The following is a 25,169-nucleotide window of genomic DNA, read 5'->3' on the forward strand; positions in this document are numbered from 1 at the left end:
AACAAGCCGACGAGCAGCTTCGCACGGGAGGTGCGGCATGAAACACGCCATTCGCCACATCCATTTCGTCGGCTTGGGCGGCTCCGGCATGAGCGGCATCGCCGAGGTGCTGCTGAACCTGGGCTACGCCATCTCGGGCTCGGACCTGGCCGACAGCGCCACCTTGCGCCGGCTCGCGGGCCTGGGCATCCGCACCCATGTCGGGCATGCGGCCGCGAACATCGCGGGTGCCGATGCCGTGGTCACCTCCACCGCGGTGAAGGCCGACAACCCCGAGGTGCTGGCCGCGCGCGAGAAGCGCATCCCCGTCGTGCCGCGCGCGCTGATGCTGGCCGAGCTGATGCGCCTGAAGCAGGGCATCGCCATCGCCGGCACGCACGGCAAGACCACCACCACCAGCCTGGCCGCCAGCGTGCTCGCGGCCGCGGGGCTGGACCCGACCTTCGTGATCGGCGGCCGCCTGAACAGCGCCGGCGCCAACGCGCGCCTGGGGCAGGGCGACTACATCGTGGTGGAGGCCGACGAGTCGGACGCGTCCTTCCTGAACCTGCTGCCCGTGATGGCGGTGGTCACGAACATCGACGCCGACCACATGGAGACCTACGGGCACGACTTCGGCAAGCTGCAGCGCACCTTCGTCGACTTCCTGCACCGCATGCCCTTCTACGGCGTGGCCATCCTGTGCGTGGACGATCCGGCGGTGCGCCAGATCGTGCCGCAGGTGACCTGCCCGGTCACGAGCTACGGCTTTTCCGAGGACGCGCAGGTGCGCGCCATCGACGTGCGCGCCGTGGGCGCGCAGATGCATTTCACGGTGCAGCGCCGCAACGGCGTGACCTTGCCCGACCTGCCCGTCGTGCTGAACCTGCCGGGCGAGCACAACGTGCGCAACGCGCTGTCGGTGATCGCCATCGCGGTGGAGCTGGGCATTCCCGACGAGGCGGTGCAGCGCGGCCTGGCCGAGTTCAAGGGCGTGGGCCGGCGCTTCCAGCGCTATGGCGATGCCGCGGCGCCCGCGGGCGGGCAGTTCACGGTCATCGACGACTACGGCCACCACCCCGTGGAAATGGCGGCCACGCTGGCCGCGGCGCGCGGCGCCTTCCCCGGCCGCCGGCTGGTGCTGGCCTTCCAGCCGCACCGCTACACGCGCACGCGCGACTGCTTCGAGGACTTCGTCAAGGTCATCGGCCAGGCCGATGCGGTGCTGCTGGCCGAGGTGTATGCCGCCGGCGAGGCGCCGATCGTGGCGGCCGACGGCCGCTCGCTCACGCGCGCGCTGCGCGTGGCGGGCAAGGTGGAGCCGGTCTTCGTCGACGACATCGGCGCCATGGCGCAGGCCGTGATCGACAACGCGCGCGACGGCGACGTGGTGCTGTGCATGGGCGCCGGCTCCATCGGCGGCGTGCCGGCCCAGATCGTGGAGCGTGCAGGCCTGGCGGCCGCGCGCGGAGAGCAACCCGCATGAGCAGCAGCAACCCTTCTTCCATCGACCCGCGCAGCCTGGGCAAGGTGGCCGTCCTCTTCGGCGGCCGCTCGGCCGAGCGCGAGATCTCCCTTCTGTCTGGACGCGGCGTGCTGCAGGCGCTGCAGTCGCGCGGCGTGGACGCGCATGCCTTCGACCCGGCCGAACGCGACCTGGTCGAGCTGCGCCGCGACGGTTTCGCGCGCTGCTTCATCGCGCTGCACGGGCGCCACGGCGAAGACGGCACCGTGCAGGGGGCGCTGGAGCTGCTGGGCATTCCGTACACCGGCTCGGGCGTGATGGCCTCGAGCGTGGCCATGGACAAGGTGATGACCAAGCGCCTGTGGCTGGCCGAAGGCCTGTCCACGCCGCGCTACGTGCGCCTGGGCGCCGACCAGCAGTCGCGCGAGCGCGTGCGCGCCGTGCCCGACGAGCTGGGCCTGCCGCTGATCGTGAAGCCGCCGCGCGAGGGCTCGTCCATCGGCGTGACCAAGGTGCAGGGCTACTCGGACATGCAGGAGGCCGTGCAACTGGCCGCGCGCTACGACGCCGACGTGCTGTGCGAGGAATTCATCGAAGGCGAGGAAGTGACCTGCGCGGTGCTGGGCCAGGGTGCCGACGCGCAGGTGCTGCCGGTGATCCGCATCGCCGCGCCCGAGGCCGGCTACGACTACCAGAACAAGTACTTCACCGACGACGTGAAGTACCACTGCCCGGCCGGCCTGCCCGACGCGCTGGAGCAGGAGATCCGCCGCCTCACGCTGGCCGCCTACCGCAGCCTGGGCTGCCGCGGCTGGGGCCGGGCCGACCTGATGATCCGCGCCAGCGACCGCAAGCCCTTCCTGCTGGAGATGAACACCTCGCCCGGCATGACCGGCCATTCGCTGGTGCCGATGTCGGCGCGCGCCGTAGGCATCGCCTACGAGGACCTGTGCGTGCGCGTGCTGGCCTCGGCCGCGCTGGACAGCGCGGCGCCCGACGCGTTCGTGAAGGAGCGCGGCTGATCCCATGGCCACCGATGCACTCACCCCGCCGCTGGACGTCCGGCTCATGAACCTCACGGCGACGCTGCTGCTCGCGCTGTGCGGTCTCATGCTGCTGGCCGCGGCCGGCTGGTGGGTGCTGCGCCAGCCCTTCTTCCCGCTGGCGGCCATCAAGGTGGATGGCGACGTGGCCCACAACAACGCCGCCACGCTGCGCGCCAATGTCGCGCCGCAGCTGGCCGGCAATTTCTTCACCGTCGACCTGCAGAACGCGCGCAAGGCCTTCGAATCGGTGCCGTGGGTGCGCAAGGCGGTGGTGCGGCGCGAATTCCCCAACCGGCTGCGCGCCACGCTGACCGAACACGTGCCCGTGGCCTTCTGGGGCACCGAGGACCAGTCCGCCATGGTCAACACCTTCGGCGAGGTCTTCGAGGCCAACACGGCCGAGGCGAGCGACGAACTGCCGCGCCTCATCGGCCCCGACGACCAGAGCGGCCATGTGCTGGGCATGTTCCGCGAACTGCAGCCGCTCTTCGCGGCCAGCGAACTGGGCCTGGACCAGCTCGTGCTGTCGCAGCGCGGCAGCTGGCAGGCCACGCTGGACAGCGGGGCCGTGATCGAGCTGGGCCGTGGCAACAGCGACGAAGTGGCGGCCCGTGCGCGCCGCTTCCTGACCAGCGTGCGGCAGGTCGCCGCCCAGTACAACCGGGGCGTGGACGCCGTGGAGAGCGCCGACCTGCGCCACAACGACGCCTATGCGCTGCGCCTGCGCGGCGTGACCACCGTCGCCCCCGACACCCCGCAGGCGGCGCGGGCGCCGGCTGCCGCCCGAGCGCAGCCTGCCGCGGCGCGCCGGCCCTGAAACACGAGAGAGAAGAAGGCTCAACCCAGGACACAAGATGGCCAAAGACTACAAAGATCTGGTTGTCGGACTCGACATCGGCACTGCCAAGGTGATGGCCGTGGTGGCCGAAGTGCTGCCCGGCGGCGAGCTCAAGCTCGCGGGCCTGGGTGTGGCGCCATCCAACGGGCTCAAGCGCGGCGTGGTGGTCAACATCGACGCCACCGTGCAGAGCATCCAGCAGGCCCTGAAGGAAGCCGAATTCATGGCGGACTGCAAGATCAGCCGCGTCTACACCGGCATCACGGGCAGCCACATCCGCGGCATCAATTCGAGCGGCATGGTGGCGGTGAAGGACAAGGAGGTCACCACCGCCGACGTGGCGCGCGTGGTGGAGACGGCGCGCGCCATCAACATCTCCAGCGACCAGCGCCTGCTGCTGGTGGAGCCGCAGGAGTTCGTGATCGACGGCCAGGACGTGAAGGAGCCGATCGGCATGAGCGGCATGCGCCTGGAAGCCAAGGTGCACATCGTCACCGGCGCCCAGAGCGCGGCCGAGAACATCATCAAGTGCGTGCGCCGCTGCGGCCTGGAGGTGGACCAGCTCATGCTCAACCCGCTGGCCTCCAGCCAGGCGGTGCTGACCGAGGACGAGCGCGAGCTGGGCGTGGTGCTGGTGGACATCGGGGCCGGCACCACCGACGTGGCCATCTTCACCAATGGCGCGATCCGCCACACGGCCGTGATCCCGATCGCGGGCGACCTGATCACCAGCGATATCGCGATGGCGCTGCGCACGCCCACCAAGGACGCCGAGGACATCAAGGTCGAGAACGGCTATGCCAAGCAGCTGCTGGCCGACGCCGACACGCAGGTCGAGGTGCCGGGCCTGGGCGACCGCGGTCCGCGCATGCTGAGCAAGCAGGCGCTGGCCGGCGTGATCGAGCCGCGCATCGAGGAAATCTTCCAGCTCGTGCAGCAGGTGGTGCGCGAGTCGGGCTATGAAGAGGTGCTGTCCTCGGGCGTGGTGCTCACGGGCGGCAGTGCGGTGATGCCGGGTATGCTGGAGTTGGGCGAGGACATCTTCCTCAAGCCCGTGCGCCGCGGCATTCCCAAGTATTCGAGCGCCTTGTCCGACATGGTGGCGCAGCCCCGAGCGGCTACCGTCATGGGTTTGCTCGAGGAAGCACGCTATGCGCGCATGCGCGGCTACAAGGTGGCGGCCAAGAGCGGGACGGTGAAAACCGCCTTCGGCCGGTTCAAGGATTTCATCGTCGGGAATTTCTGAGATGGAGCACCTTGTCCAACAGGCACTGGCCGCCACTTGGCACACCGGTCCGCCCCGCCATTTCAACGAGCGATGGCGACGAACCGGTCCACCCTTCTGAGTCCTGTCGCGTTGTTCACTGTCAAAGAAAACTGTCTTCCTTCCATACGGCAACTGCAAGCTAAGCAATCAAGGAGTTCACGATGCCCATCGAAATGATCGAACCGAACGAAGAGTTCAACCAAGGCACGCAAATCAAGGTGATCGGCGTCGGCGGCGGCGGCGGCAATGCCGTGGCCCACATGATCGCCCGCAGCGTGCAGGGCGTGGAGTTCATCTGCGCCAACACCGACGCCCAGGCCCTGGCCCGCAACAACGCCCACAAGTCCATCCAGCTGGGCAACACCGGCCGCGGCGCGGGCAGCAAGCCGCAGGTCGGCCGCGAGGCCGCCGAGGTGGCCGTGGAAGACATCCGTGCGTCCATCGAAGGCGCGCACATGCTGTTCATCACGGCCGGCATGGGCGGCGGCACGGGCACGGGCGCCGCGCCCGTGATCGCACGGGTGGCCAAGGAAATGGGCATCCTGACCGTGGGCGTGGTCACCAAGCCCTTCGACTGGGAAGGCGGCAAGCGCATGAACAATGCCGAAGCCGGCCTGGCCGAGCTGGAGGCGAACGTCGACTCGCTGATCGTGATCCTGAACGAGAAGCTGCTGGACGTGCTGGGCGACGACGTGACGCAGGAGCAGGCCTTTGCGCATGCCAACGACGTGCTCAAGAACGCCGTGGGCGGCATCGCCGAGATCATCAACGAGTACGGCCATGTGAACGTCGACTTCGAAGACGTGCGCACCGTCATGGGCGAGCCCGGCAAGGCGATGATGGGCACGGCCTCGGCCAGCGGTCCGGACCGCGCGCGCATCGCCTCGGAACAGGCTGTCGCCTGCCCGCTGCTCGAGGGCATCGACCTGTCGGGCGCCAAGGGCGTACTGGTGCTGGTCACGGCCTCGAAGGAGTCGCTCAAGCTGTCGGAGTCCAAGCTCGCGATGAACACCATCCGCGCCTATGCCTCGCCCGACGCGCACGTGATCTACGGCGCCGCGTACGACGAATCGCTGGGCGACGAGATGCGCGTGACCGTCGTGGCCACGGGCCTGTCGCACCAGAACGCGAACCGCGCGGCGCCCGAGCTGCAGGTCATCCGCACCGGCACCGACAACATCGGCTTCCAGGTGCCGACGCTGGGCGGTGGGGCCCAGCCCAGCTACGACAGCATGGCCGTGCCCAGCGTGTGGCGCACGAACCGCACCATGGCCGCGGCCAAGGTGGATGCGCTGTCGTCAGGGGGGATGGACGATTTCGAGATCCCCGCTTTCCTTCGCCGCCAAGCCGATTGATACCTCATCCGGCTACTGCGCGGCCCGATCTTGCGCCTGCGGTCCTCGCCGTACGGGAGTACGGCTGTGGTCCTCGACGCAACCTCGGGCCGCTCGCTACGCCGCCTGAGGCATCAATCACCGCCGTTGCCGCTGACCTTGTTCACGGCGCGATCGGTTTGGCAAGACCGGCGTGCAAGCGCCGGTGACTATTGCGGACATAGGCAGGGCCGTGCGGTTGCGCGCGGGGCCGCCGCCTAAAATCATGGGCATGCTGCAGCAACGCACCCTCAAGTCCATCTCCCGCGCCGTGGGCGTGGGGCTGCACAGCGGGCAGCGCGTGGAACTGACGCTGCGGCCCGCGCCGGCGGACACGGGCATCGTGTTCCGGCGCGTGGACCTGCCGGAGCCGGTGGACATCCCGATGCGCGCCGAGGCGGTCACGGACACGCGCCTGGCCTCCACGGTGTCCAACGGCGGCGCCAAGGTGCAGACGGTCGAACACATCATGTCGGCCTGCGCCGGGCTGGGCATCGACAACCTCTACATCGACATCACGGCCGACGAGGTGCCCATCCTCGACGGCTCCGCCTCTTCCTTCGTCTTCCTGCTGCAGAGCGCGGGCATCGAATTCCAGAAGGCGCCGCGGCGCTTTTTGAAGGTGCTGCGGCCGGTGGAAGTGCGCGAAGGCGAGGGCGACCAGCTCAAGTGGGCGCGGCTGGAGCCATACCACGGCTACAAGCTGAGCTTCGAGATCGACTTTGACCACCGCGTGGTCAGCGCCACGGGCCAGCGCTTCGAGTTCGATCTGGGCAGCGGCCAGTACAACCGCGACATCGCGCGGGCGCGCACCTTCGGCTTCACCAAAGAGGTCGAGTACATGCGCAGCAAGGGCCTGGCGCTGGGCGGTGGGCTGGACAACGCCATCGTCATGGACGACACCAAGGTGCTCAATGCGGGCGGGCTGCGCTACGACGACGAGTTCGTGAAGCACAAGATCCTCGACGCGATGGGCGACCTGTACATCGTCGGCCATCCGCTGCTGGCGGCCTACAGCGCTTTCCGCTCGGGCCATGCGCTCAACAACAAGCTGCTGCGCGAACTGCTCGCCCAGCCCGGCGCCTGCGAACTCGTGACCTTCGAGAGCGAACGCGCCGCGCCGCGCGGCTTCAACGAGATCGCGCGCGCCTGGTAGGGCGCAGCCGCGTCGCCGTTCCTTCCTGCATTCCCACGCGCCATGCTGCTGTTCCGCTGGGCCATCCTGCTGCTGCTCCTGGTGGCGGGCGTGTGCTTCATGTTCTACGCCGCCACGGGCCGGCCCCACTACCGGCGCATCGGCTGGATCGTGCTCAAGTGGACGCTGCTCGCGGCCCTGGGCTTCTTCGCGGTGCTGATCGCGGAACGCGTGGCCTGACGCCGGGTGGCGCAAAGGCCATCTTCCGCATGAACCCGGGCGCTGCGGCGCCCGTTGTCGCTTGCTCGCGTGCGCACTAGCGCGAGCGCCCACCCCGGTACATGCCCGTCACGCGCGGCGCCAGCGGCGTGGCCTGTTCCAGCCGCGCCAGCGTGCGGCCGACCTGGGCGTGCGTGATGGCCAGGCCCAGCGCATCGGCCGCGTCGGTGCCGGGCGGGCCGGGCAGATTCAGCAGGCGCTGCACCATGGCCTGCACCTGCGCCTTCGCGGCGCTGCCGTGGCCGGCCACGGCCTGCTTCATCTGCGTGGCCGTGTATTCGGCCACGGTCAGGTCGCGCGCCACCAGCGCCGTCAGGCAGGCGCCGCGCGCCTGGCCCAGGCGCAGGGTGGACTGCGGGTTGACGTTGACGAACACGATCTCCACGGCCGCGCTGTCGGGCTGGTAGCGCTGGATCAGCTCGCCGATGCCGTCGAACAGCACCTTGAGCCGCGCCGGCAGTTCGTCGGTGCCCATGTGCCGCGTGCTGATGGTGCCGCTGGCCACGTAGTGCAGGCCGGCGCCTTCGCTGTCCACCACGCCGAAGCCGGTGACCTGCAGGCCGGGGTCGATGCCGAGGATGCGCATGGGCGGGTCGGCTCGGCTCAGGGCAGCGACACCGCGCCCATGCGCGCGGCGATGGTGGCGGTGCGGCCGTTGAGGTACGGCGAGCGCGGGCGCTTCTCGTAGAACTTGGGGCTGGGCAGCATCACGGCCAGCCGCGCGGCTTCCTGCGCGCTGAGCCGGCTCGCGCTCTTGCGGAAGTAGTGCTGCGCCGCGGCTTCGGCGCCGAACACGCCTTCGCCCCATTCCACGTTGTTGAGGTAGATCTCGAGGATGCGGCGCTTGTCGAGCAGGGCCTCCAGCACCAGCGTGAGCATCAGTTCCTGGCCCTTGCGCAGCAGCGTGCGTTCGCCCGACAGCAGCAGGTTCTTGGCCAGCTGCTGCGTGATGGTGGAGCCGCCGCGCAGCTTGGGTTCGGCGGCGGTGCGCCCCAGCGCCTCGGCGCGCGCGGCGCGGGCTTCGGCCTTGGCGTTGCGCTCGCGGGCCTTCTCGATGGCGTCCCACTCCACGCCGCCGTGCTCGCCGAAGCCGGCGTCCTCGCTGGCGATCACGGCGCGCTTGAGCAGGTCGCTGATCTGGTCGTAGGGCACCCATTGCTGGCGCCAGCCTGCCTCGGCGCCGTCGCGCCGCGCGATCTGCCACATCTCCGAGCGCTGGAAGGCGGTGGATTGCGGATCGATGAGCGCCATGGCCGCGATGCGCAGCACGAAGAAGAGCTGCAGCGCGAAGCCGGCCAGCAGCAGGCAGCCGATCCAGCGCAGCGCAGCTCTCATGGTCGGCGCGGGGCGTTCAGCAGGTCACGCAGCTCCTGCAGCACCCGGGCCGCGGGCGGGCGCACGCCGCGCCACAGCGCGAAGGCTTCGGCCGCCTGCTCGACCAGCATGCCCAGGCCGTCGCGGGCCTGCGCGCCATGCGCCTCGGCCCAGGCCAGGAAGCCGGCGGCCGCGGGGCCGTACATCATGTCCACGGCCAGCGCGCCGGGGCGCAGCACGCGCGCGGGCACGGGCACGCCGCCCCCGGCCAGGCTGGAGGCGGTGGCGTTGACCACGACGTCGTAATCGCCGGCCACGGCATCCAGGCCGCAGGCCTGCAACGCCACGCCGTGGGCGCCGGCCAGCGCCGCATGGCGGTCCACCAGCGCACGGGCCTTGTCCTCGGTGCGGTTGCACAGCACCAGCCGGCGCACGCCGGCCGCCAGCAGCGGCCCCAGCACGCCGGCCGAGGCGCCGCCCGCCCCGATGAGCAGCAGGTCAGCGCCGGCGAGCGGGCGGCCTGCATTGCCCTGGATGTCGTTCACCAGGCCCGCGCCGTCGGTGTTGTCGCCCAGGATGCGGCCGTCGGCCTCGAAGCGCAGCGTGTTGACGGCCCGTGCGAGTTCGGCGCGCGGCGTGCGGTCGGTGGCCAGCGCCGCGGCGTCGAACTTGAAGGGCACGGTGATGTTGCAGCCGCCGGCCCGGTCGCCGGCTTCGCGCACCTCGTCGCGCCAGGCCTGCACGCTGGCGGCAAAGCCGTCCAGCGGGGCCAGGCGGCGGCCGTAGTCCAGGGCCTGGCCCGTCAGCGCGGCAAAGCGCGCGTGGATCCAGGGCGAGCGGCTGTGCTCGACGGGGTGGCCGATGACGCAGTAACGGTCCATGGGAAACGCAGGAGGGGTCAGTTGGCGGGCGAGGCCGGGGCGGACTGCAGCGAGGCGTTGCTGACCTCGGTCTCCAGCGCCCCATCACGCGTGAACTTGAAGCGCGAGGGCATCAGCAACTGGTCGGTCTGCCGCCGCATGGCGTCGGTGAAACGGCCGAAGTTGCCGATGCTGGCCACGATGGCCTGGGCGCGCCGGTCCAGCTCGCGGTTGCCCGAGCCTTCGACGATCTCGGTGCCCAGCAGCCGGCCGTCGTGGTTCACGTGCACGATCATGGTCAGCTCGCCGTAGAGCTTCTTGCCTGCGACTTCCGGGAAACGCTCGGTGCCGCGCGCCTCGATGCGTCGGCGCAGCGTGTCCACATACACGGCGTAGGTGGCCTCGCGGGTGGCAGGGCTCACGTAGCGGCGCTTGGGGCGCGCGTTCTCCTCGTTCACTCGGCGCTCGATGGCGGCCAGCAGTTCCAGCAGCTGGCGGCGCTTTTCTTCCTGCGCGACCTGCTCGCTGGGCTGGCCGGCCAGTCGCGGATCGGGCCGCGGCATCGACGCGAGCTGGTCGCGCACCTGGGCCAGCAGCATCATCTGCTGCTCCTGCAGGGCGTCGATGCGGCGCTGCGCCTCTTCGGCCGAATCGCCCACGGTGGTGAAGGCCGAGGGCGGCAGCGGGCTGGTGGCGCGGCCCTTGTCCAGGTCGCCACCGCCGGCCAGCGAGGTCTGCGCCACGGCCTGCGCCTTCTCGGGCACCTCGCCGCGGCCCTTGGCGTTGACGAGGATGATTTCCAGCGGCGACTCTTCGAACACGCGGTTGAAGGTTTCCGGCGCCGCGAAGCGGAGGGTCAGCAAGGCCGCGTGGGCCAGCACCGACAGTCCCAGGGCGATCTGCAGCGTACTGAGTTGGCGCAGCTTCATGGCGGGCGGGCAGGGCGGATGAGGAGGCGGGTGGACAGGCCTTGTATCTTCAACGCTCAGGGCGCGGCGCCGGCCGCCGCAGGCGCGCCCGCCTCGGCGTCGCCTTCCGACAGGTCCACGGCAATGGCCAGCGGGCCGGCGGCGGCCATGTCGTCGTCCGCCTCGGTGTCGTCCAGGGTCTGCGGCGCGGAATTCGGGTCCAGGTGCTCGACCACCGTGCCGGTGACGGCCAGCGCGATCAGGTCGATGTCGCCCAGGCGCACGCGCACGCGGCTGCCGCGCGGCAGGCCCTGCGCGCCCAGCACGGGCAGCACCAGCGGCAGTGCGTCCGCGCGCACCAGGGTCTCGCCGCCGCCGCCGTCCTTGATCAGCGCGGCGTCCAGCTCCTGGATGTTCTGCTGCTGCAGGTACTTGAGCGTCCAGAAGCGTTCCATGCTGCCCTGGTAGGCGTTGTAGCTGCTGTAGGCCGCGTCGAAGCCCGAGAGGATGGAGAACAGCTCCGAATCCTTGGGCTTGAAGGGCGCGGCCAGCGCCGCCGTGCGGCCGTGGCGCGCGGCAGCGATGATCTGCCACTGGTTCACCAGGTCGGTGTAGCGGCGCAGCGGCGAGGTGCTCCAGGCGTAGCTCTTCACGCCCAGGCCGGCGTGCGGCAGCGACTTGGTGCCCATGCGCACCTTGATGCCGGGCGCCAGGCTGGCCTGGCTGCGGTACAGGGCGGGCACGCCGAGTTCGGCCAGCCAGCCGCCCCAGGTGCTGTTGGCCAGGATCATGGCCTCGGCCACGATCAGGTCCAGCGGTGCGCCGCGGCGGCGCGTGCTGATCTGCACTTGCTCGGCGCCCGTGGGCTCGTCGCCCGCCACGCCCAGCAGCCGGAAGTTGTAGTCGGGGCGGCTGAAGGTCTCGGGCTTGCCGCGCATGGCTTCGCGCCCGGCCTTGAGGTGCTTGGCCAGGCGGAACAGGAAGGACAGCGGCACGCGCAGCGCCTCGACCTCGGCGGGCGCGGGGCTGCCGTCGGGCTGCGTCAGCCAGGCGGCGTCGATCACCTCGTCGAGCTGGTCGTGGCGCAAGTTCAGCGCGATGTTGACGCGCTCGATGCGCGTCTCGGTGCCCACCACGTCCAGCGTGTCTTCATGGAAGCGCACGTACAGCGACAGGGCGGGCCGCACGCCGCCGTCCAGCAGCGTGTAGGTCTGCACCACCGCGTCGGGCAGCATGGTGATCTTGTGGCCCGGCATGTAGACCGTGGACATGCGCGCGCGCGCGACCTGGTCCAGCGCGCTGGCGGGCGAAATGGCCAGGCCCGGCGCCGCGATGTGGATGCCCACCGTGACCGTGCCGCTGCCGATGCCCTGCACCGACAGCGCGTCGTCGATCTCGGTGGTCTGCGAATCGTCGATGGAGAAAGCGTTGACGCCCTCGGCCAGCGGCAGCTCGTCGGCGATGGGGGGCGCCTCCAGCGTGCCGAAGCCGGTGCCCTTGGGAAAGTTCTCGAAGAGGAAGCGCTTCCAGTGGAACTCGTAGGGCGAGTCGATGGCGCCGGCGCGCTCCAGCAGCTCCAGCGGCGCGCGCTGCGCCTTGCGCGAGGCTTCGACCACGGCCTTGTACTCGGGCGCGTTCTTGTCGGGCTTGAACAGGATCTTGTAGAGCTGCTCGCGGATGGCGGGCGGGCACTGGCCCTGCGCGAGCGCCGCGGCCCATTCGTCGATCTGGGCCTGGACCGCCTTCTTCTTCTCGATGGCCGCCAGCGCCTGCTGCACGATCTCGGCCGGGGCCTTCTTGAAGCGGCCCTTGCCGGCACGGCGGAAGTAGTGCGGCGCCTCGAACAGCGCGAACAGTGCCGCGGCCTGCTGGGCCAGCGTGGGCTTGTCGCTGAAATAGTCGGCGGCCAGCTCCGCGAAGCCGAATTCCTCGTCGGGCGCGAATTCCCAGGCGAGTTGCAGGTCCATGCCGGCGGCCAGGCCGCGGGCCTCGGCGATCAGCTCGGCCGGCGCCGGCTTCTCGAAGCGCAGCAGGATGTTGGCAGCCTTGACCTTGACGCGCTTGCCGCTGTCAAGCTCCACCTGGGCCGAACTTTCGGCGTCGGACAGCACGCGGCCGCCCAGGAACTTCCCGGCTTCATCGAAGAGAACATACATCCGGCAATTGTCACATGCCCCTTTGGCGCGGCCGGCGGGGCCGGCCGGTCAGCGCGGGTCCAGAAAGCCCATCACGGCGTCCAGGTGCGCGGCCGCGAAATTCGACAGCGCATGGTCGCTGCCCGGCGCGCCGCGCGGCACCACGCGCATCGGGCTGCCGGGGTAGCGCGCCTGCATTTCGCGCCCATCCAGCACCTCGTCGCCTTCGGCGATCACGGCCAGCACCCGCGCCGGGTCGGGCAGCGGGCCGACCGCGAGCGCGCGCAGCTCGTCGATGTAGCCCGGCTGGAAGAAAAAGCGCTCCGCGGGGTCGTGCCAGGACTGCTGCTCGCCGATGTGGCGCGCCAGATCGCGCGCCGGGTCCACGGCGGGGTTCAGCAGCACGGCACGGCAGCCGGTCTGCACGGCGACGTGCGTGGCATAGAAGCCGCCGAGCGAGGAGCCGATCACGGCCATCGTGTCGCGTGGCCAGCCGGCGATGCCCTGCGCCACGAGCGACATGGCCTCGCGCGGGGAGGGCGGCAGCTGCGGGCACCACCAGCTGAGCTGCGGGTGGCGCTCGGCCACGCGCTGCGCGACCAGGCGCGCCTTCATCGATTGCGGGGACGAGCGGAAGCCGTGCAGGTAGAGCAGGTGCGTGGTCGACATGCCAGCACTGTAGTGGGTTGACGCCCGCAGCCCCGATAATCGCGGGCCCATGTCCGCCGTCTTCCAGCAACCTTCCCTGGCGCGCCGCGTGGCGCCCATCTTCCAGGGCTTCGACGGCCTGCTGCTGGCCGCCATCGCTCTGCTGGCGGCCACCGGCCTGTTCGCGATGTACTCGGCCGGCTTCGACAACGGCGAGCGCTTCGGGCACCATGCGCGCAACATGCTGCTGGCCGGCGGCATCCTGTTCGTGGTGGCCCAGGTGCCGCCGCAGCGGCTCATGAACCTGGCGGTGCCGCTCTACGTGCTGGGGGTGGTGCTGCTGATCCTGGTGGAGCTGTTCGGCATCACGCGCAAGGGCGCCACGCGCTGGATCAACCTGGGCATCGTCATCCAGCCCAGCGAACTGATGAAGATCGCCATGCCGCTGATGCTGGCCTGGTGGTTCCAGCACCGCGAGGGCCAGTTGCGCACGCTGGACTTCGTGGCCGCCACCTTGCTGCTGGCGCTGCCGGTGGGGCTGATCATGAAGCAGCCTGACCTGGGCACCTCGCTGCTGGTGCTGGCGGCGGGGCTGTCGGTGATCTTCTTCGCCGGCCTGTCATGGAAGCTGGTGATCCCGCCGGTGCTGATCGGGGCCATCGCCATCGTGCTGATCGTGAGTTTCGAGCCCGCGCTGTGCGCCGACGGCGTGGACTGGCGCGTGCTGCATGAATACCAGCGCCAGCGCGTGTGCACCTTGCTCGACCCGACCAAGGACCCGCTGGGCAAGGGCTTCCACATCATCCAGGGCATGATCGCGATCGGCTCGGGCGGCCTGTCGGGCAAGGGCTTCATGCAGGGCACGCAGACGCACCTCGAATTCATCCCCGAGCGCACCACCGACTTCATCTTCGCCGCCTACTCCGAGGAATTCGGCCTGTTCGGCAACCTGTTCCTGATCGCCGGCTTCATCTTCCTGATCTTCCGCGGCCTGTTCATCGCGATGGACGCGCCCACGCTGTTCTCGCGCCTGATGGCGGGCGCGGTGGCCATGATCTTCTTCACCTACGCCTTCGTGAACATGGGCATGGTCAGCGGCATCCTGCCCGTGGTGGGCGTGCCGCTGCCCTTCATCAGCTACGGCGGCACGGCCATGGTCACGCTGGGGCTGGCGCTGGGCGTGCTGATGTCCATCGCGCGGGCGCGCAAGCTGGCGGAAAAGTAGGCGCGCTGCCGCCGCCCGCGCAGCGCGAACGGGCGAGACAGCCGCGCCGCGGCCTGCACGCCGGCCGTGCGAACATGGAACGGTCATAACGAGAAGGAGACATTCCATGGCGATCCGCCCCCTTTCCCCGGCTTCGTGGGCCTTGGCCTGCGCTGGCCTGCTGCTGGCGGCCGGCCCGGCTGGGGCACAGGCCCCGGCCAAACCCCCGCTCTCGGCCGCGGACAGTGATCCGGTCAAGCTCGGGCTGATGGTGGGATCGCCGCCGCCGGCCGACAAGCAGATCACCTTCCAGAACGCGGGGCAGTTCCCCAACCTCCGCTGGACGCTGCAGCACATGCGCGAGCTGGTGCCCAGCCGCAATGTCTGGCGTGGCACGGGCGCCGCCAGCGAGCTGCCGCGCAGCGAACGCGACTGGACCGGCTTCGCCTTCGACGATGGCGCGGGTGCCCGCCTGGACATCGACGCCTATGCCGAGCGCACCTACACCGACGCCCTCGTCGTGCTGCACAGGGGCCGCGTGGTGCTGGAGCGCTACTGGGCCGGCATGACGCCGGACACGCTGCACAGCGTGTTCTCGGTCACCAAGTCGCTCACGGGCGTGCTGGCGGCGCAGCTGATCGCCGAGGGCCGGCTGGACCCGAATGCGCGCATTTCGCAGTACCTGCCCGAACTGGCCGGCACCGCCTGGGAAGACGCCACCGTGCAGCAGACGCTGGACATGACGGCCGGTGTGCGCTTCCGCGAGGACTATGCGGACCCGACCTCCGAGGTGATCCAGTACGCGATCGCTTCGGGCCTGGTGCCCATGCCGCCGACCTGGGCCGGGCCGCGCGACACGCTGAGCTTCCTCAAGACGCTCAAGAAGGAAGGCGAGCACGGCGCCGGCTTTGCCTACAAGACCGTGCATTCCGAGGTGGTGGGCTGGCTGGTGCACCGCGTGACGGGCAAGCCCTTCTCGCAGAACCTCAGTGAACGCGTGTGGTCGCGCATGGGCGCCGAGAACGACGCGTCCATCAACATCGACCGCCTGGGTTTCGAATCGATGGGCTCGGGCTTCAGCGCCACGGCGCGCGACCTGGCGCGCTTCGGCGAAGTGCTGCGCAACGACGGGCGCGTGGGCGGGCTGTTCAGCCGGCAGGAACTGCTGGCGAAGGCGGCCGTGGAATCCCTCCGCGCCGGCGGCGACCGTGAGAAATTCAAGGCCGGCAACCAGGCGGCGCGGCCCGGCTATTCGTACCGCAACCAGTGGTGGATCACGCACAACGCCGACGGCGCTTACGAGGCGTCGGGCATCCACGGCCAGTACGTGCACATCAATCCCGCCGCCGAAGTCGTCATCGTGCGACTGGGTTCCTCGCCCGTCGCGGCCAACGGGCCGGCGCATCCGCTGCACATGCGGGCCTTCCAGGCGATCGCCGACGCGGTGCGCTGAGCGCCGTCGGGCGCTCGAGGGCGGCACTACCGCACACTCGGTGCGCCCGATGGCGCAGGCCGGACGCCGCAGGCGCCCCACGGGGGGTATGGTGGCGCACCTTCTTCGATTCACCCACTCCACCCAGAGAGATCATGGCAGGCAAATTCGCGCTCAAGAAGACGACCCACGGCAAGTTCCAGTTCAATCTGCTGGCGGGCAACGGGCAGGTCATCCTCAGCAGTGAGGTTTACGAGGCCAAGGCCAGCGCCACCGCAGGCATCGAATCGGTCCGCAAGAACGCCCCGGACGACGGGCGCTACGAGCGGCTGTCCGCCAAGGACGGGTCGCCGTACTTCACCCTGAAGGCCGCCAATGGGCAGGTGATCGGCCAGAGCCAGATGTATGCCAGCACGGCTTCGCGCGACACGGGCATCGAATCGGTCAAGACGAACGCGCCCGGCGCCGTGATCGACGACCAGACCGCCTGACGCTTCCCGCGGCCTCTTGGGCCGATGGGCATCGGCGCCGTGGCGCTGCGCAAAGGGTGGCGCCTTTCTAGAATGGTCCGCATGATCTCCCGCGAACCCACCCTGGAGCGCCTGGCCACGGCGCAGCAACTGCTTCTGACGCCCTTCGGGCTCGATGAATCGCATGTGAGCCGCGCGCTGGCCGAGATCCAGGCGCACCGCATCGACGATGCGGATCTCTACTTCCAGTACACGCGCAGCGAAGGCTGGAGCCTGGAAGAGGGCATCGTCAAGACCGGCAGCTTCAGCATCGACCAGGGCGTGGGCGTGCGCGCCGTGAGCGGCGAAAAGACGGCCTTCGCCTATTCCGATGACATTTCCGAAGCCTCGCTGCTCGACGCCGCGCGCACGGTGCGCACCATCGCCGCAGCGGGCCGCAGTGCGCGCAAGAAGGTGGCCGCGCGCAAGGTCGCGGGCAGCCGGTCGCTGTACGGCGGCGTCGACCCCATCGCCACGCTGGACAGCACGGCCAAGGTGAAGCTGCTCGAGAAGGTGGAGCAGCTGGCGCGTGCGCGCGATCCGCGCGTGTCGCAGGTGATGGCCGGCCTGGCCAGCGAGTACGACGTGGTGCTGGTGGCGCGCGCCGACGGCACGCTGGCGGCCGACGTGCGCCCGCTGGTGCGTCTGTCGGTCACGGTGATCGCCGAGCAGAACGGCCGCCGCGAGATCGGTTCCGGAGGCGGCGGTGGCCGCTTCGGCCTGGCCTACTTCAGCGATGAACAGATCGCCGAGTACGTGGAGCAGGCCGTGAGCTCGGCCCTGACCAACCTCGATTCGCGCCCCGCGCCGGCCGGTGAAATGACCGTGGTGCTCGGCCCGGGCTGGCCCGGCATCCTGCTGCACGAGGCCATCGGCCATGGCCTGGAAGGCGACTTCAACCGCAAGGGCTCCTCCGCCTTCAGCGGCCGCATCGGCCAGCGCGTGGCGGCCAAGGGCGTGACGGTGCTGGACGACGGCACCCTGGCCGACCGCCGCGGCTCGCTCAACGTGGACGACGAGGGCAACGCCAGCCAGCGCAACGTGCTGATCGAGGACGGCATCCTGAAGGGCTACATCCAGGATTCGATGAACGCGCGCCTCATGAAGGTCAAGCCCACGGGCAACGGCCGGCGCGAGAGCTACGCCCACGTGCCCATGCCGCGAATGACCAACACCTACATGCTGGGCGGTGACAAGGACCCGCAGGAAATCGTCGCCAGCATCAAGAAGGGCCTGTACGCCACCAACTTCGGTGGCGGCCAGGTCGACATCACGAGCGGCAAGTTCGTGTTCTCGGCCAGCGAGGCCTACTGGGTCGAGAACGGCAGGATCCAGTACCCGGTGAAGGGCGCCACCATCGTGGGCAACGGCCCCGATGCGCTCACGCGCGTGACCCTGATCGGCAACGACATGGCGCTCGACTCGGGCGTGGGCACCTGCGGCAAGGAAGGCCAGAGCGTGCCTGTGGGCGTGGGCCAGCCCACGCTGCGCATCGACGGCCTGACCGTCGGTGGCACGGCCTGAGCGCCGGCCGGCCCCTTCCTGGCCTCTGCGTGCGCGCACGACGACAGTCGCCAAAACAACAACGCCATTCGAAAGCCTGTGCTAGAGTCGCCTCCCATGTCCGCAGTTCGCGCCTTTTACTTTGCCTACTTTTGGTTCCCGGAATCCGGCGGACGAGTGGCGCGCGCGTAAACAGCAGACAAGCCGAACCCCTCGAAAACCGCCGGTGCGAAAGCCCCGGCGGTTTTTTTCTGCCCTGCCTTTCACCTCTCACTTTCTAAGGAAGCACCATGAGCCCCCAGAGCAGCAGCACCGCCAGCGAGTCCTGGTATCCGTCCGTCGAGAAAACCAGCCAGACCGACGACAGACGCATCCAGGACATCACCGTGCTGCCTCCGCCCGAACACCTCATCCGCTTCTTCCCGATCCGTGGGACGGCCATCGAAGCCCTGATCTCGGACACGCGCCGCAACATCCAGCAGATCATGGCGGGCAAGGACGACCGGCTGCTGGTGGTCATCGGGCCGTGCTCCATCCATGACCCGGCGGCGGCGCTCGACTACGCCAAGCGCCTGAAGGCCGCGCGCGAGAAATACGCCGATTCGCTGGAAATCGTGATGCGCGTGTACTTCGAGAAGCCGCGCACCACGGTGGGCTGGAAGGGCCTGATCAACGACCCCTACCTCGACGAGAGCTACCGCATCGACGAAGGCCTGCGCATCGCGCGCCAGCTGCTGATCGACATCAACCGCCTGGGCCTGCCCGCCGGCAGCGAATTCCTGGACGTGATCTCGCCCCAATACATCGGCGACCTGATCGCCTGGGGGGCGATCGGCGCGCGCACCACCGAAAGCCAGGTGCACCGCGAACTGGCCTCGGGCATCTCGGCGCCCATCGGCTTCAAGAACGGCACCGACGGCAACATCCGCATCGCGACGGACGCCATCCAGGCGGCGGCACGCGGCCACCACTTCCTGTCGGTGCACAAGAACGGACAGGTTGCCATCGTGCACACCCAGGGCAACAAGGACTGCCACGTGATCCTGCGCGGCGGCAAGACGCCCAACTACGACGCGGCCAGCGTCGAGGCCGCCTGCAGGGAACTGGAAGCCTCCAAGCTGCCGGCCACGCTGATGGTGGACTGCAGCCACGCCAACAGCAGCAAGCAGCACCAGAAACAGATCGACGTGGCGCAGGACATCGCGAACCAGATCGCGGGCGGCTCGCGCCGGGTCTTCGGCGTGATGGTGGAAAGCCACCTGCAGCCCGGCGCCCAGAAGTTCACGCCCGGCAAGGACGACGTGAGCGCGCTGGAGTACGGCAAGAGCATCACCGATGCCTGCCTGGGCTGGGACGACTCGGTGCGCGTGCTGGACCTGCTGTCGCAGGCCGTGAAGCAGCGCCGCGGTTGACCGTTCGCAAGGACCGGCGGGTGCCTGCCGCGCGCGTCGCGTCGCGGCCAGGGGCGGGTCAGCGGGGCGCGCGCAGGGCGGCCAGCAGCTTGTCGTGGATGCCGCCGAAGCCGCCGTTGCTCATGCACACCAGGTGATCGCCGGGCCGGGCCGCCGCGCGCACCTCCTGGACCAGCGCGTCCAGGTCGCCCGCCGCATGGGCACGCTCGCCCAGTGGCGCCAAGGCCGCGGCGGCGTCCCATTCCAGGCCGGCCGTGTGGCAGAAAGCCAGATCGGCGTCTTCCAAGCTTTCCGGCAGGAGCGCGGCCATGGTGCCGAGCTTCATGGTGTTGCTGCGCGGCTCGAAGATGGCCAGGATGCGCTCGTCCGATCGGCCCTGGCCGTCCAGCTGTCGGCGCAGCCCGTTGAGCGTGGTGCGGATGGCCGTCGGGTGGTGCGCGAAATCGTCGTACACCGTGATGGGCAGGCCTGCCGTCTGGACCTGGCCGCGCACCTCCATGCGCCGACGGACGTTGCGAAAGCGGCTCAGCGCGGCGGCTGCTTGCGCGGGCGGGACGCCCACATGCTCGGCGGCGGCAATGGCGGCCAGGGCATTGGCCTGGTTGTGGGCGCCGCTCAGGCCCCATTCCACCCGGCCCACCCGTTCGCCCCGGCACAGCACGTCGAAAGCGTCATCGGTGCCTTTTGCTTGCCAAGTGCTGTCTTCGGTGCCGAAAAGCGCCACCTCGCTCCAGGCGCCGCGCGCCAGCACCCGCTGCAGGCTGGCTTCGCCGCCCTGCACCACCAGTCGGCCCTGCCGGGGCACCGTGCGCACGAGGTGGTGGAATTGACGCTCGATGGCTGCCAGATCCTCGAAGATGTCGGCATGATCGAATTCAAGGTTATTCAGCACCGCCGTGCGTGGGCGGTAATGGACGAACTTGCTGCGTTTGTCGAAGAAAGCCGTGTCGTATTCGTCGGCCTCGATGACGAAAGGCGCCCGCCCGGCCAGCGCAGCGGCAGCCGGCGCGGCGCCGCCCAGCCGGGCGGACACGCCGAAGTCCAGTGGCACGCCACCCACCAGGAAGCCGGGGTTCAGGCCCGCCTGGTCCAGGATCCATGCCAGCATGGAGGTCGTGGTCGTCTTGCCATGCGTGCCAGCCACCGCCAGCACATGGCGGCCCTGCAGCACATGCTCGGCCAGCCATTGCGGGCCACTGGTGTAGGAGGCGCCGGCATCCAGGATGGCTTCCATCAGCGGGAACTTGGGCGTGCCATCGGCCAGGTGCGTGCGCGACACCACATTGCCGACCACGAAGACGTCGGGCTTGAGCGCCAACTGGTCGGCGCCATAGCCTTCGATGAGCGCGATGCCCAGCGCGCGCAGCTGGTCACTCATGGGGGGATAGACCCCCGCATCGCATCCGGTCACCTGATGGCCCGCCTCGCGCGCGAGAGCGGCCACGCCGCCCATGAAAGTGCCGCAGATGCCCAGAATGTGAATATGCATGGCTGGATTCTAGAGAGCGCGGCCGGCGCTTTTCCGCATGGGAAAGGCGGGTGCCCGCGGACCGGCAAAGGCCATGACGCCCGAGGACGGGACGCGCGGGCGCACAATCGCCGCATGGACAGCAGCAAGCGTGAGATCGCCGCCGCCGCCGCCCGCCTGGTGGTGGAGGAAGGGCTCGAATACGGAGCGGCCAAGCGCCGGGCCGCGCGCGATCTGCGCCTGCCCTCGCGCACACCCTTGCCGGGCAACGACGAGATCGAGGCCGAGGTGCGCGACTACATCCAGCTCTTCTGTGCTGACACGCAGCCCGCCGAATTGCGCGCGCTGCGCGAGCTGGCCTGCGAGTGGATGCAACGCATGGAGGCCTTCCGCCCCCACCTGGGGGGCGCGGTGTGGCACGGCACGGCCACGCGCCTGTCCGATATTTACATCCAGTTGTTCTGCGATGACTCCAAATCAGCGGAGATCGCCCTCATCGACCACCACGTGGACTATGAACCGCGCACGGTCAGCGGCTTCCACGGCGAATCGGTGGAAGCCTTGAGCGTGCATGCCCCCAGTCGCGCGCTGAACACGGAAGTGGGCGTGCATCTGATGATCTACGACCTGGACGACATGCGCGGTGCGTTGCGGCCCGATTCGCAGGGCCGCGTGCCGCGCGGCGATCTGGCGGCGGTGCGCCGGCTGCTGGCGCAGTCCATGGACGACGCCTGACGCCTCAGCCCGAGCCTTCCCCACCCATGGAATCCAACATTCGACGTCGATGGTTGTTCGCCGCTGTGGCCGCCGTGGCCGCTGCCGGGGGGGCCGGCGGGGCCTGGTGGCAGCAGCGCCGCGGCGCGGGTCCGGTCTCGGCGGGTGCCACCGCACTGGGCGCCGATTTCTGGGCGCAGCGCTTCGAACGCCCCGAAGGCGGCGAACTGGCGCTGGCGTCCCTGCAAGGCAGGCCGCTGCTGATCAACTTCTGGGCCACCTGGTGCCCGCCCTGCGTGGAAGAGCTGCCCATGCTGGACCGTTTCCATGCCGCGCAAGGCGAGCGGGGCATGCAGGTGGTGGGGCTGGCCATCGATCAGCCGAGTGCGGTGCGCAAGTTCCTGGCGCGCACGCCGGTGCGTTTCGCCAACGGCATGGCCGGCTTGCAAGGGACCGATCTTGCCAGGCGGCTGGGCAATGAAGCCGGCGGCCTGCCGTTCACGCTGGTGCTCAACCGGGCCGGCGCCGTGGCCGCCCGTAAAATGGGCAAGCTCGAAAGCACCGATCTGGAGGCTTGGGGGCGTGCGGAATTTCACGGCTAGAATCCGCCACCCTGTCGGCAGATGGCCTGAAAAAGCTGCAATACGCCGACGTTCAGGCGAGTTAAGCCTTATTGATCGGCGATATGCCGGCGCTGGAGGATCATGGATCTGCGCAAACTGAAGACACTCATCGACCTGGTGTCTGAATCCAATATTTCCGAACTCGAGATCACCGAAGCCGAAGGCAAGGTGCGCATCGTCAAGGGCGGCGAAGCCGCCCCCGTGCAGTACGTGCAGGCCATTCCGGCGGCCGCCGCAGCAGCCCCGGCTCCCGCCGTGACGGCCGCGGCGCCTGCCGCAGCAGCTGCCGCGACCCCGGCGCCCACTGCCGAGCCCAGCGGCCACGTCGTGAAATCGCCCATGGTGGGCACCTTCTACCGCGCCGCCAGCCCGGGCGCTCCGGCCTTCGTCGAGGTGGGCAGCCAGGTCAAGGAAGGCGACACGCTGTGCATCATCGAGGCCATGAAGATCCTCAACGAGATCGAGGCCGACAAGTCGGGCACCGTCACGAAGATCCTGGGCGAGAACGGCCAGGCGGTGGAATACGGCCAGCCGCTGTTCGTCATCGAGTAAGTCGTTGATGGGCTGGAACATCCTGGCGCCCCGCTGCGGCGCCCTTATCCCTGCGTGGACGGCCGGAGGGCGCAATGTTTAAGAAGATCCTGGTCGCGAATCGCGGCGAAATCGCCCTGCGCATCCAGCGCGCCTGTTCGGAAATGGGCGTCAAGGCCGTGATGGTGTATTCCGAGGCCGACCGAGAAGCCAAGTACGTGAAACTGGCCGAAGAGGCCGTGTGCATCGGGCCGGCGCCCTCGGGGCAGAGTTATCTCAACATGCCGGCCATCATCTCGGCCGCCGAGGTGACGGACGCCGAGGCGATCCACCCGGGCTATGGCTTCCTGTCCGAGAACGCCAACTTCGCCGAGCGCGTGGAGCAAAGCGGCTTCCAGTTCATCGGCCCCACGCCCGAATCGATCCGCATCATGGGCGACAAGGTGTCGGCCAAGCAGGCCATGATCAAGGCCGGCGTGCCCTGCGTGCCAGGCTCCGACGGGGAACTCTCCGACGATGCGGCCGCCAACAAGCGCATCGCGCGTGCCATCGGCTACCCGGTGATCATCAAGGCTGCCGGCGGCGGCGGTGGACGCGGCATGCGCGTGGTGCACACCGAGGCGGCGCTGGTCAATGCGATCCAGATGACCAAGGCCGAAGCGGCCGCGGCCTTCAACAATCCGGCCGTGTACATGGAGAAGTTCCTCCAGAATCCGCGCCACATCGAGATCCAGGTCCTGGCGGACAAGCACAAGAACGCCGTCTACCTGGGCGAGCGCGACTGCTCCATGCAGCGGCGCCACCAGAAGGTGATCGAGGAATCGCCGGCGCCGGGCATCCCGCGCAAGCTGATCGAGAAGATCGGCGAGCGCTGCGCCGCCGCGTGCAAGAAGATCGGCTACCGCGGCGCGGGCACCTTCGAGTTCCTCTACGAGAACGGCGAGTTCTACTTCATCGAGATGAACACCCGCGTGCAGGTGGAGCATCCGGTGACGGAGCTGGTGACCGGCATCGACATCGTGAAGACGCAGATCATGGTCGCCGCAGGCGAGAAGCTGCCCTTCACGCAGCGCCAGATCCAGATGCGCGGCCATGCGATCGAATGCCGCATCAATGCCGAGGACCCGTACAAGTTCACCCCCTCGCCCGGCCGCATCAGCATGTGGCACCCGCCGGGCGGGCCGGGCGTGCGCGTGGACTCGCATGTCTACACGAACTATTTCGTGCCGCCGAACTACGACTCGATGATCGGCAAGCTGATCGTCTACGGCGACACGCGCGAACAGGCCATGGCCCGCATGCGCACGGCGCTCAACGAGACGGTGGTGGAGGGCATCCAGACCAACATTCCGTTGCACCGCGAGCTGATGGTGGACGCCAAGTTCATGGCGGGCGGCACCAACATCCACTACCTGGAAGAGTGGCTGGCGGCGCACAAGCGCTGAGCGTCGCCGCGCTCTAGGCCGTCCGCCAGGCGACTGACGGGGGGCGCGGGCTGGCGCATCTTTTTCTCGGATGGGGGCCTGGGCCCCCGCGTCCATTTGCAGGGCCGCTGCGGCCCCGAACTTTCAAAGGCTGCCCGATGTTCGAGTTGCGTCTGATGGTCCCTGAGGACCGCGTCGAGGTCATGGGTGAAGCGCTCGATGAACTGGACGCCCTGAGCGTCTCGGTGGAGGACGCCGACGCCCACACCGACGCCGAGCAGGCGCTGTTCGGCGAGCCCGGCATGCCGCCGCCGCGCGAAGGCTGGCAGCGCTCGCGCCTGGTGGCGCTGTTCCAGGACGAGGCGGCCGCGCGCCATGCGGGCCAGGTGCTGGCCGCGCAGGATTTCTTCGAGGGATGCGCCTTGCTGGGCGTGAACAGGCTGCCCGAGCAGGACTGGGTGCGGCTCACGCAGTCGCAGTTTGCGCCGGTGGACATCACGCCCGAGTTCTGGATCGTGCCGAGCTGGCACGAGCCGCCCGAGGCCGCGCGGACCGTGATCCGGCTGGATCCGGGCCTGGCCTTCGGCACTGGCACGCACCCGACCACGCGCATGTGCCTGCGCTGGATCGCCACGCGCAGCGCCGGGCAACTGGGCGCGCGCGTGCTGGACTACGGCTGCGGCTCGGGCATCCTGGCCATCGGGGCCGCCAAGTTCGGCGCCACCGACATCGATGCAGTGGACATCGACCCCGCCGCGGTGCAGTCCACGCAGTTCAATGCCGAAGCCAACCACGTCCGGTTGCGTGCCGCCTTGCCCGAAGGAGCCCAGGGCCCCTACGACACCGTGCTGGCCAACATCCTGGCCACGCCGCTCAAGGTGCTGGCGCCCCTGCTGTGTGCCCATGTGCGCCCGGGCGGCGCGCTGGTGCTGGCCGGCATCCTCGAGCGCCAGGCGCAGGAACTGCAGGAAGCGTATGCGCCCTGGGTGCGGCTGTCCGTGGCCGACTGCGAGGACGGCTGGATCCTGATGACCGCGCAGAAGGCTTGAGGGCCGCCAGGGCCTGCGCCGGCCGCGCCGGGCCGCCGAGGAATGAGGCAGGA

At 69.3% G+C, this 25,169-nt stretch carries 24 protein-coding genes; 17 read left to right on the top strand and 7 right to left on the bottom strand.

The features are described 5' to 3' along the window. The first annotated feature begins 37 nt into the window (after window positions 1-37). The 7 genes from murC (at window position 38) to LG388_RS00980 (ending at window position 7,343) form a co-directional block, all read left to right on the top strand. Window positions 38-1,465: a UDP-N-acetylmuramate--L-alanine ligase gene (murC, locus tag LG388_RS00950; protein WP_225780978.1), complete on the top strand. Its 1,428-nt coding sequence runs from the start codon at window positions 38-40 to the stop codon at window positions 1,463-1,465. Further along, complete coding sequence (locus LG388_RS00955) at window positions 1,462-2,466, top strand: D-alanine--D-alanine ligase (RefSeq protein WP_225780979.1); 1,005 nt, start codon at window positions 1,462-1,464, stop codon at window positions 2,464-2,466. The genes murC and LG388_RS00955 overlap by 4 nt, the downstream gene beginning before the upstream one ends. A 4-nt stretch (window positions 2,467-2,470) precedes the next feature. Beyond that, on the top strand, window positions 2,471-3,307 hold the full coding sequence (locus tag LG388_RS00960; RefSeq protein ID WP_225780980.1) for a cell division protein FtsQ/DivIB: 837 nt from the start codon (window positions 2,471-2,473) through the stop codon (window positions 3,305-3,307). Window positions 3,308-3,344: 37 nt separating this feature from the next. Then, the gene (ftsA, locus tag LG388_RS00965; protein ID WP_225780981.1) at window positions 3,345-4,574 is read left to right on the top strand and encodes a cell division protein FtsA; all 1,230 of its coding nucleotides are present in this window, start codon (window positions 3,345-3,347) and stop codon (window positions 4,572-4,574) included. Window positions 4,575-4,756: 182 nt separating this feature from the next. Continuing rightward, complete coding sequence (gene ftsZ / locus LG388_RS00970; RefSeq protein WP_225780982.1) at window positions 4,757-5,950, top strand: cell division protein FtsZ; 1,194 nt, start codon at window positions 4,757-4,759, stop codon at window positions 5,948-5,950. Between the two features lie 250 nt (window positions 5,951-6,200). Beyond that, window positions 6,201-7,124 (top strand): UDP-3-O-acyl-N-acetylglucosamine deacetylase, encoded by a 924-nt coding sequence (gene lpxC, locus LG388_RS00975; RefSeq protein ID WP_225780983.1) that lies wholly within the window; start codon window positions 6,201-6,203, stop codon window positions 7,122-7,124. A 42-nt stretch (window positions 7,125-7,166) separates the two neighbouring features. Further along, the gene (locus tag LG388_RS00980; RefSeq protein ID WP_225780984.1) at window positions 7,167-7,343 is read left to right on the top strand and encodes a hypothetical protein; all 177 of its coding nucleotides are present in this window, start codon (window positions 7,167-7,169) and stop codon (window positions 7,341-7,343) included. 76 nt (window positions 7,344-7,419) lie between these two features. Here LG388_RS00980 and ruvC read toward each other — a convergent pair whose 3' ends face one another. The 6 genes from ruvC to LG388_RS01010 are packed head-to-tail and all read right to left on the bottom strand — an operon-like array spanning window position 7,420 to window position 13,268. Next, window positions 7,420-7,968, bottom strand: coding sequence for a crossover junction endodeoxyribonuclease RuvC (ruvC, locus tag LG388_RS00985; RefSeq protein WP_225780985.1), 549 nt, complete (start codon window positions 7,966-7,968; stop codon window positions 7,420-7,422). Between the two features lie 17 nt (window positions 7,969-7,985). After that, window positions 7,986-8,717 (bottom strand): monofunctional biosynthetic peptidoglycan transglycosylase, encoded by a 732-nt coding sequence (mtgA, locus tag LG388_RS00990; protein WP_225780986.1) that lies wholly within the window; start codon window positions 8,715-8,717, stop codon window positions 7,986-7,988. Beyond that, on the bottom strand, window positions 8,714-9,577 hold the full coding sequence (gene aroE / locus LG388_RS00995) for a shikimate dehydrogenase (RefSeq protein WP_225780987.1): 864 nt from the start codon (window positions 9,575-9,577) through the stop codon (window positions 8,714-8,716). Before aroE ends, mtgA begins: the two co-directional genes overlap by 4 nt. Before the next feature lie 17 nt (window positions 9,578-9,594). Continuing rightward, on the bottom strand, window positions 9,595-10,485 hold the full coding sequence (locus tag LG388_RS01000; RefSeq protein ID WP_225780988.1) for an energy transducer TonB: 891 nt from the start codon (window positions 10,483-10,485) through the stop codon (window positions 9,595-9,597). A 56-nt stretch (window positions 10,486-10,541) separates the two neighbouring features. Then, on the bottom strand, window positions 10,542-12,620 hold the full coding sequence (locus tag LG388_RS01005; protein WP_225780989.1) for a ribonuclease catalytic domain-containing protein: 2,079 nt from the start codon (window positions 12,618-12,620) through the stop codon (window positions 10,542-10,544). A 48-nt stretch (window positions 12,621-12,668) separates the two neighbouring features. Next, window positions 12,669-13,268 carry a YqiA/YcfP family alpha/beta fold hydrolase gene (locus LG388_RS01010; protein ID WP_225780990.1) on the bottom strand — a complete coding sequence of 200 codons (600 nt, stop codon included), beginning with the start codon at window positions 13,266-13,268 and terminating at the stop codon, window positions 12,669-12,671. 49 nt (window positions 13,269-13,317) lie between these two features. On the opposite strand from LG388_RS01010, the gene rodA reads away from it, so the two are divergent. From rodA to LG388_RS01035, 5 genes are all read left to right on the top strand, one after another. Then, entirely contained in the window at window positions 13,318-14,472 is a 1,155-nt protein-coding gene (rodA, locus tag LG388_RS01015; protein WP_225780991.1) for a rod shape-determining protein RodA, read from the top strand. 106 nt (window positions 14,473-14,578) lie between these two features. Then, window positions 14,579-15,904, top strand: a complete 1,326-nt coding sequence (locus tag LG388_RS01020; RefSeq protein ID WP_225780992.1) for a serine hydrolase — start codon at window positions 14,579-14,581, stop codon at window positions 15,902-15,904. Between the two features lie 134 nt (window positions 15,905-16,038). Then, the gene (locus LG388_RS01025) at window positions 16,039-16,374 is read left to right on the top strand and encodes a YegP family protein (RefSeq protein WP_225780993.1); all 336 of its coding nucleotides are present in this window, start codon (window positions 16,039-16,041) and stop codon (window positions 16,372-16,374) included. An 81-nt stretch (window positions 16,375-16,455) separates the two neighbouring features. Beyond that, window positions 16,456-17,916, top strand: a complete 1,461-nt coding sequence (tldD, locus tag LG388_RS01030; RefSeq protein ID WP_225780994.1) for a metalloprotease TldD — start codon at window positions 16,456-16,458, stop codon at window positions 17,914-17,916. 269 nt (window positions 17,917-18,185) lie between these two features. Further along, window positions 18,186-19,307 carry a 3-deoxy-7-phosphoheptulonate synthase gene (locus tag LG388_RS01035; protein ID WP_225780995.1) on the top strand — a complete coding sequence of 374 codons (1,122 nt, stop codon included), beginning with the start codon at window positions 18,186-18,188 and terminating at the stop codon, window positions 19,305-19,307. A gap of 58 nt (window positions 19,308-19,365) precedes the next feature. Here LG388_RS01035 and mpl read toward each other — a convergent pair whose 3' ends face one another. After that, complete coding sequence (gene mpl / locus LG388_RS01040; RefSeq protein ID WP_225780996.1) at window positions 19,366-20,796, bottom strand: UDP-N-acetylmuramate:L-alanyl-gamma-D-glutamyl-meso-diaminopimelate ligase; 1,431 nt, start codon at window positions 20,794-20,796, stop codon at window positions 19,366-19,368. A 114-nt stretch (window positions 20,797-20,910) separates the two neighbouring features. Between mpl and LG388_RS01045 the strand changes: the two genes are divergently transcribed. The 5 genes from LG388_RS01045 (at window position 20,911) to prmA (ending at window position 25,116) form a co-directional block, all read left to right on the top strand. Continuing rightward, window positions 20,911-21,510, top strand: coding sequence for a hypothetical protein (locus LG388_RS01045; protein WP_225780997.1), 600 nt, complete (start codon window positions 20,911-20,913; stop codon window positions 21,508-21,510). A 26-nt stretch (window positions 21,511-21,536) separates the two neighbouring features. Next, window positions 21,537-22,091, top strand: coding sequence for a TlpA disulfide reductase family protein (locus LG388_RS01050; protein WP_225780998.1), 555 nt, complete (start codon window positions 21,537-21,539; stop codon window positions 22,089-22,091). A 102-nt stretch (window positions 22,092-22,193) separates the two neighbouring features. Continuing rightward, window positions 22,194-22,664: an acetyl-CoA carboxylase biotin carboxyl carrier protein gene (gene accB, locus LG388_RS01055; RefSeq protein WP_225780999.1), complete on the top strand. Its 471-nt coding sequence runs from the start codon at window positions 22,194-22,196 to the stop codon at window positions 22,662-22,664. Window positions 22,665-22,738: 74 nt separating this feature from the next. Next, entirely contained in the window at window positions 22,739-24,088 is a 1,350-nt protein-coding gene (gene accC, locus LG388_RS01060; protein ID WP_225781000.1) for an acetyl-CoA carboxylase biotin carboxylase subunit, read from the top strand. Between the two features lie 137 nt (window positions 24,089-24,225). Next, on the top strand, window positions 24,226-25,116 hold the full coding sequence (prmA, locus tag LG388_RS01065; RefSeq protein ID WP_225781001.1) for a 50S ribosomal protein L11 methyltransferase: 891 nt from the start codon (window positions 24,226-24,228) through the stop codon (window positions 25,114-25,116). Window positions 25,117-25,169: the final 53 nt, after the last annotated feature.

Source organism: Xenophilus sp. Marseille-Q4582, from assembly GCF_916700565.1.
In the GTDB taxonomy this organism is placed as follows: Bacteria; Pseudomonadota; Gammaproteobacteria; order Burkholderiales; family Burkholderiaceae_C; genus Xenophilus.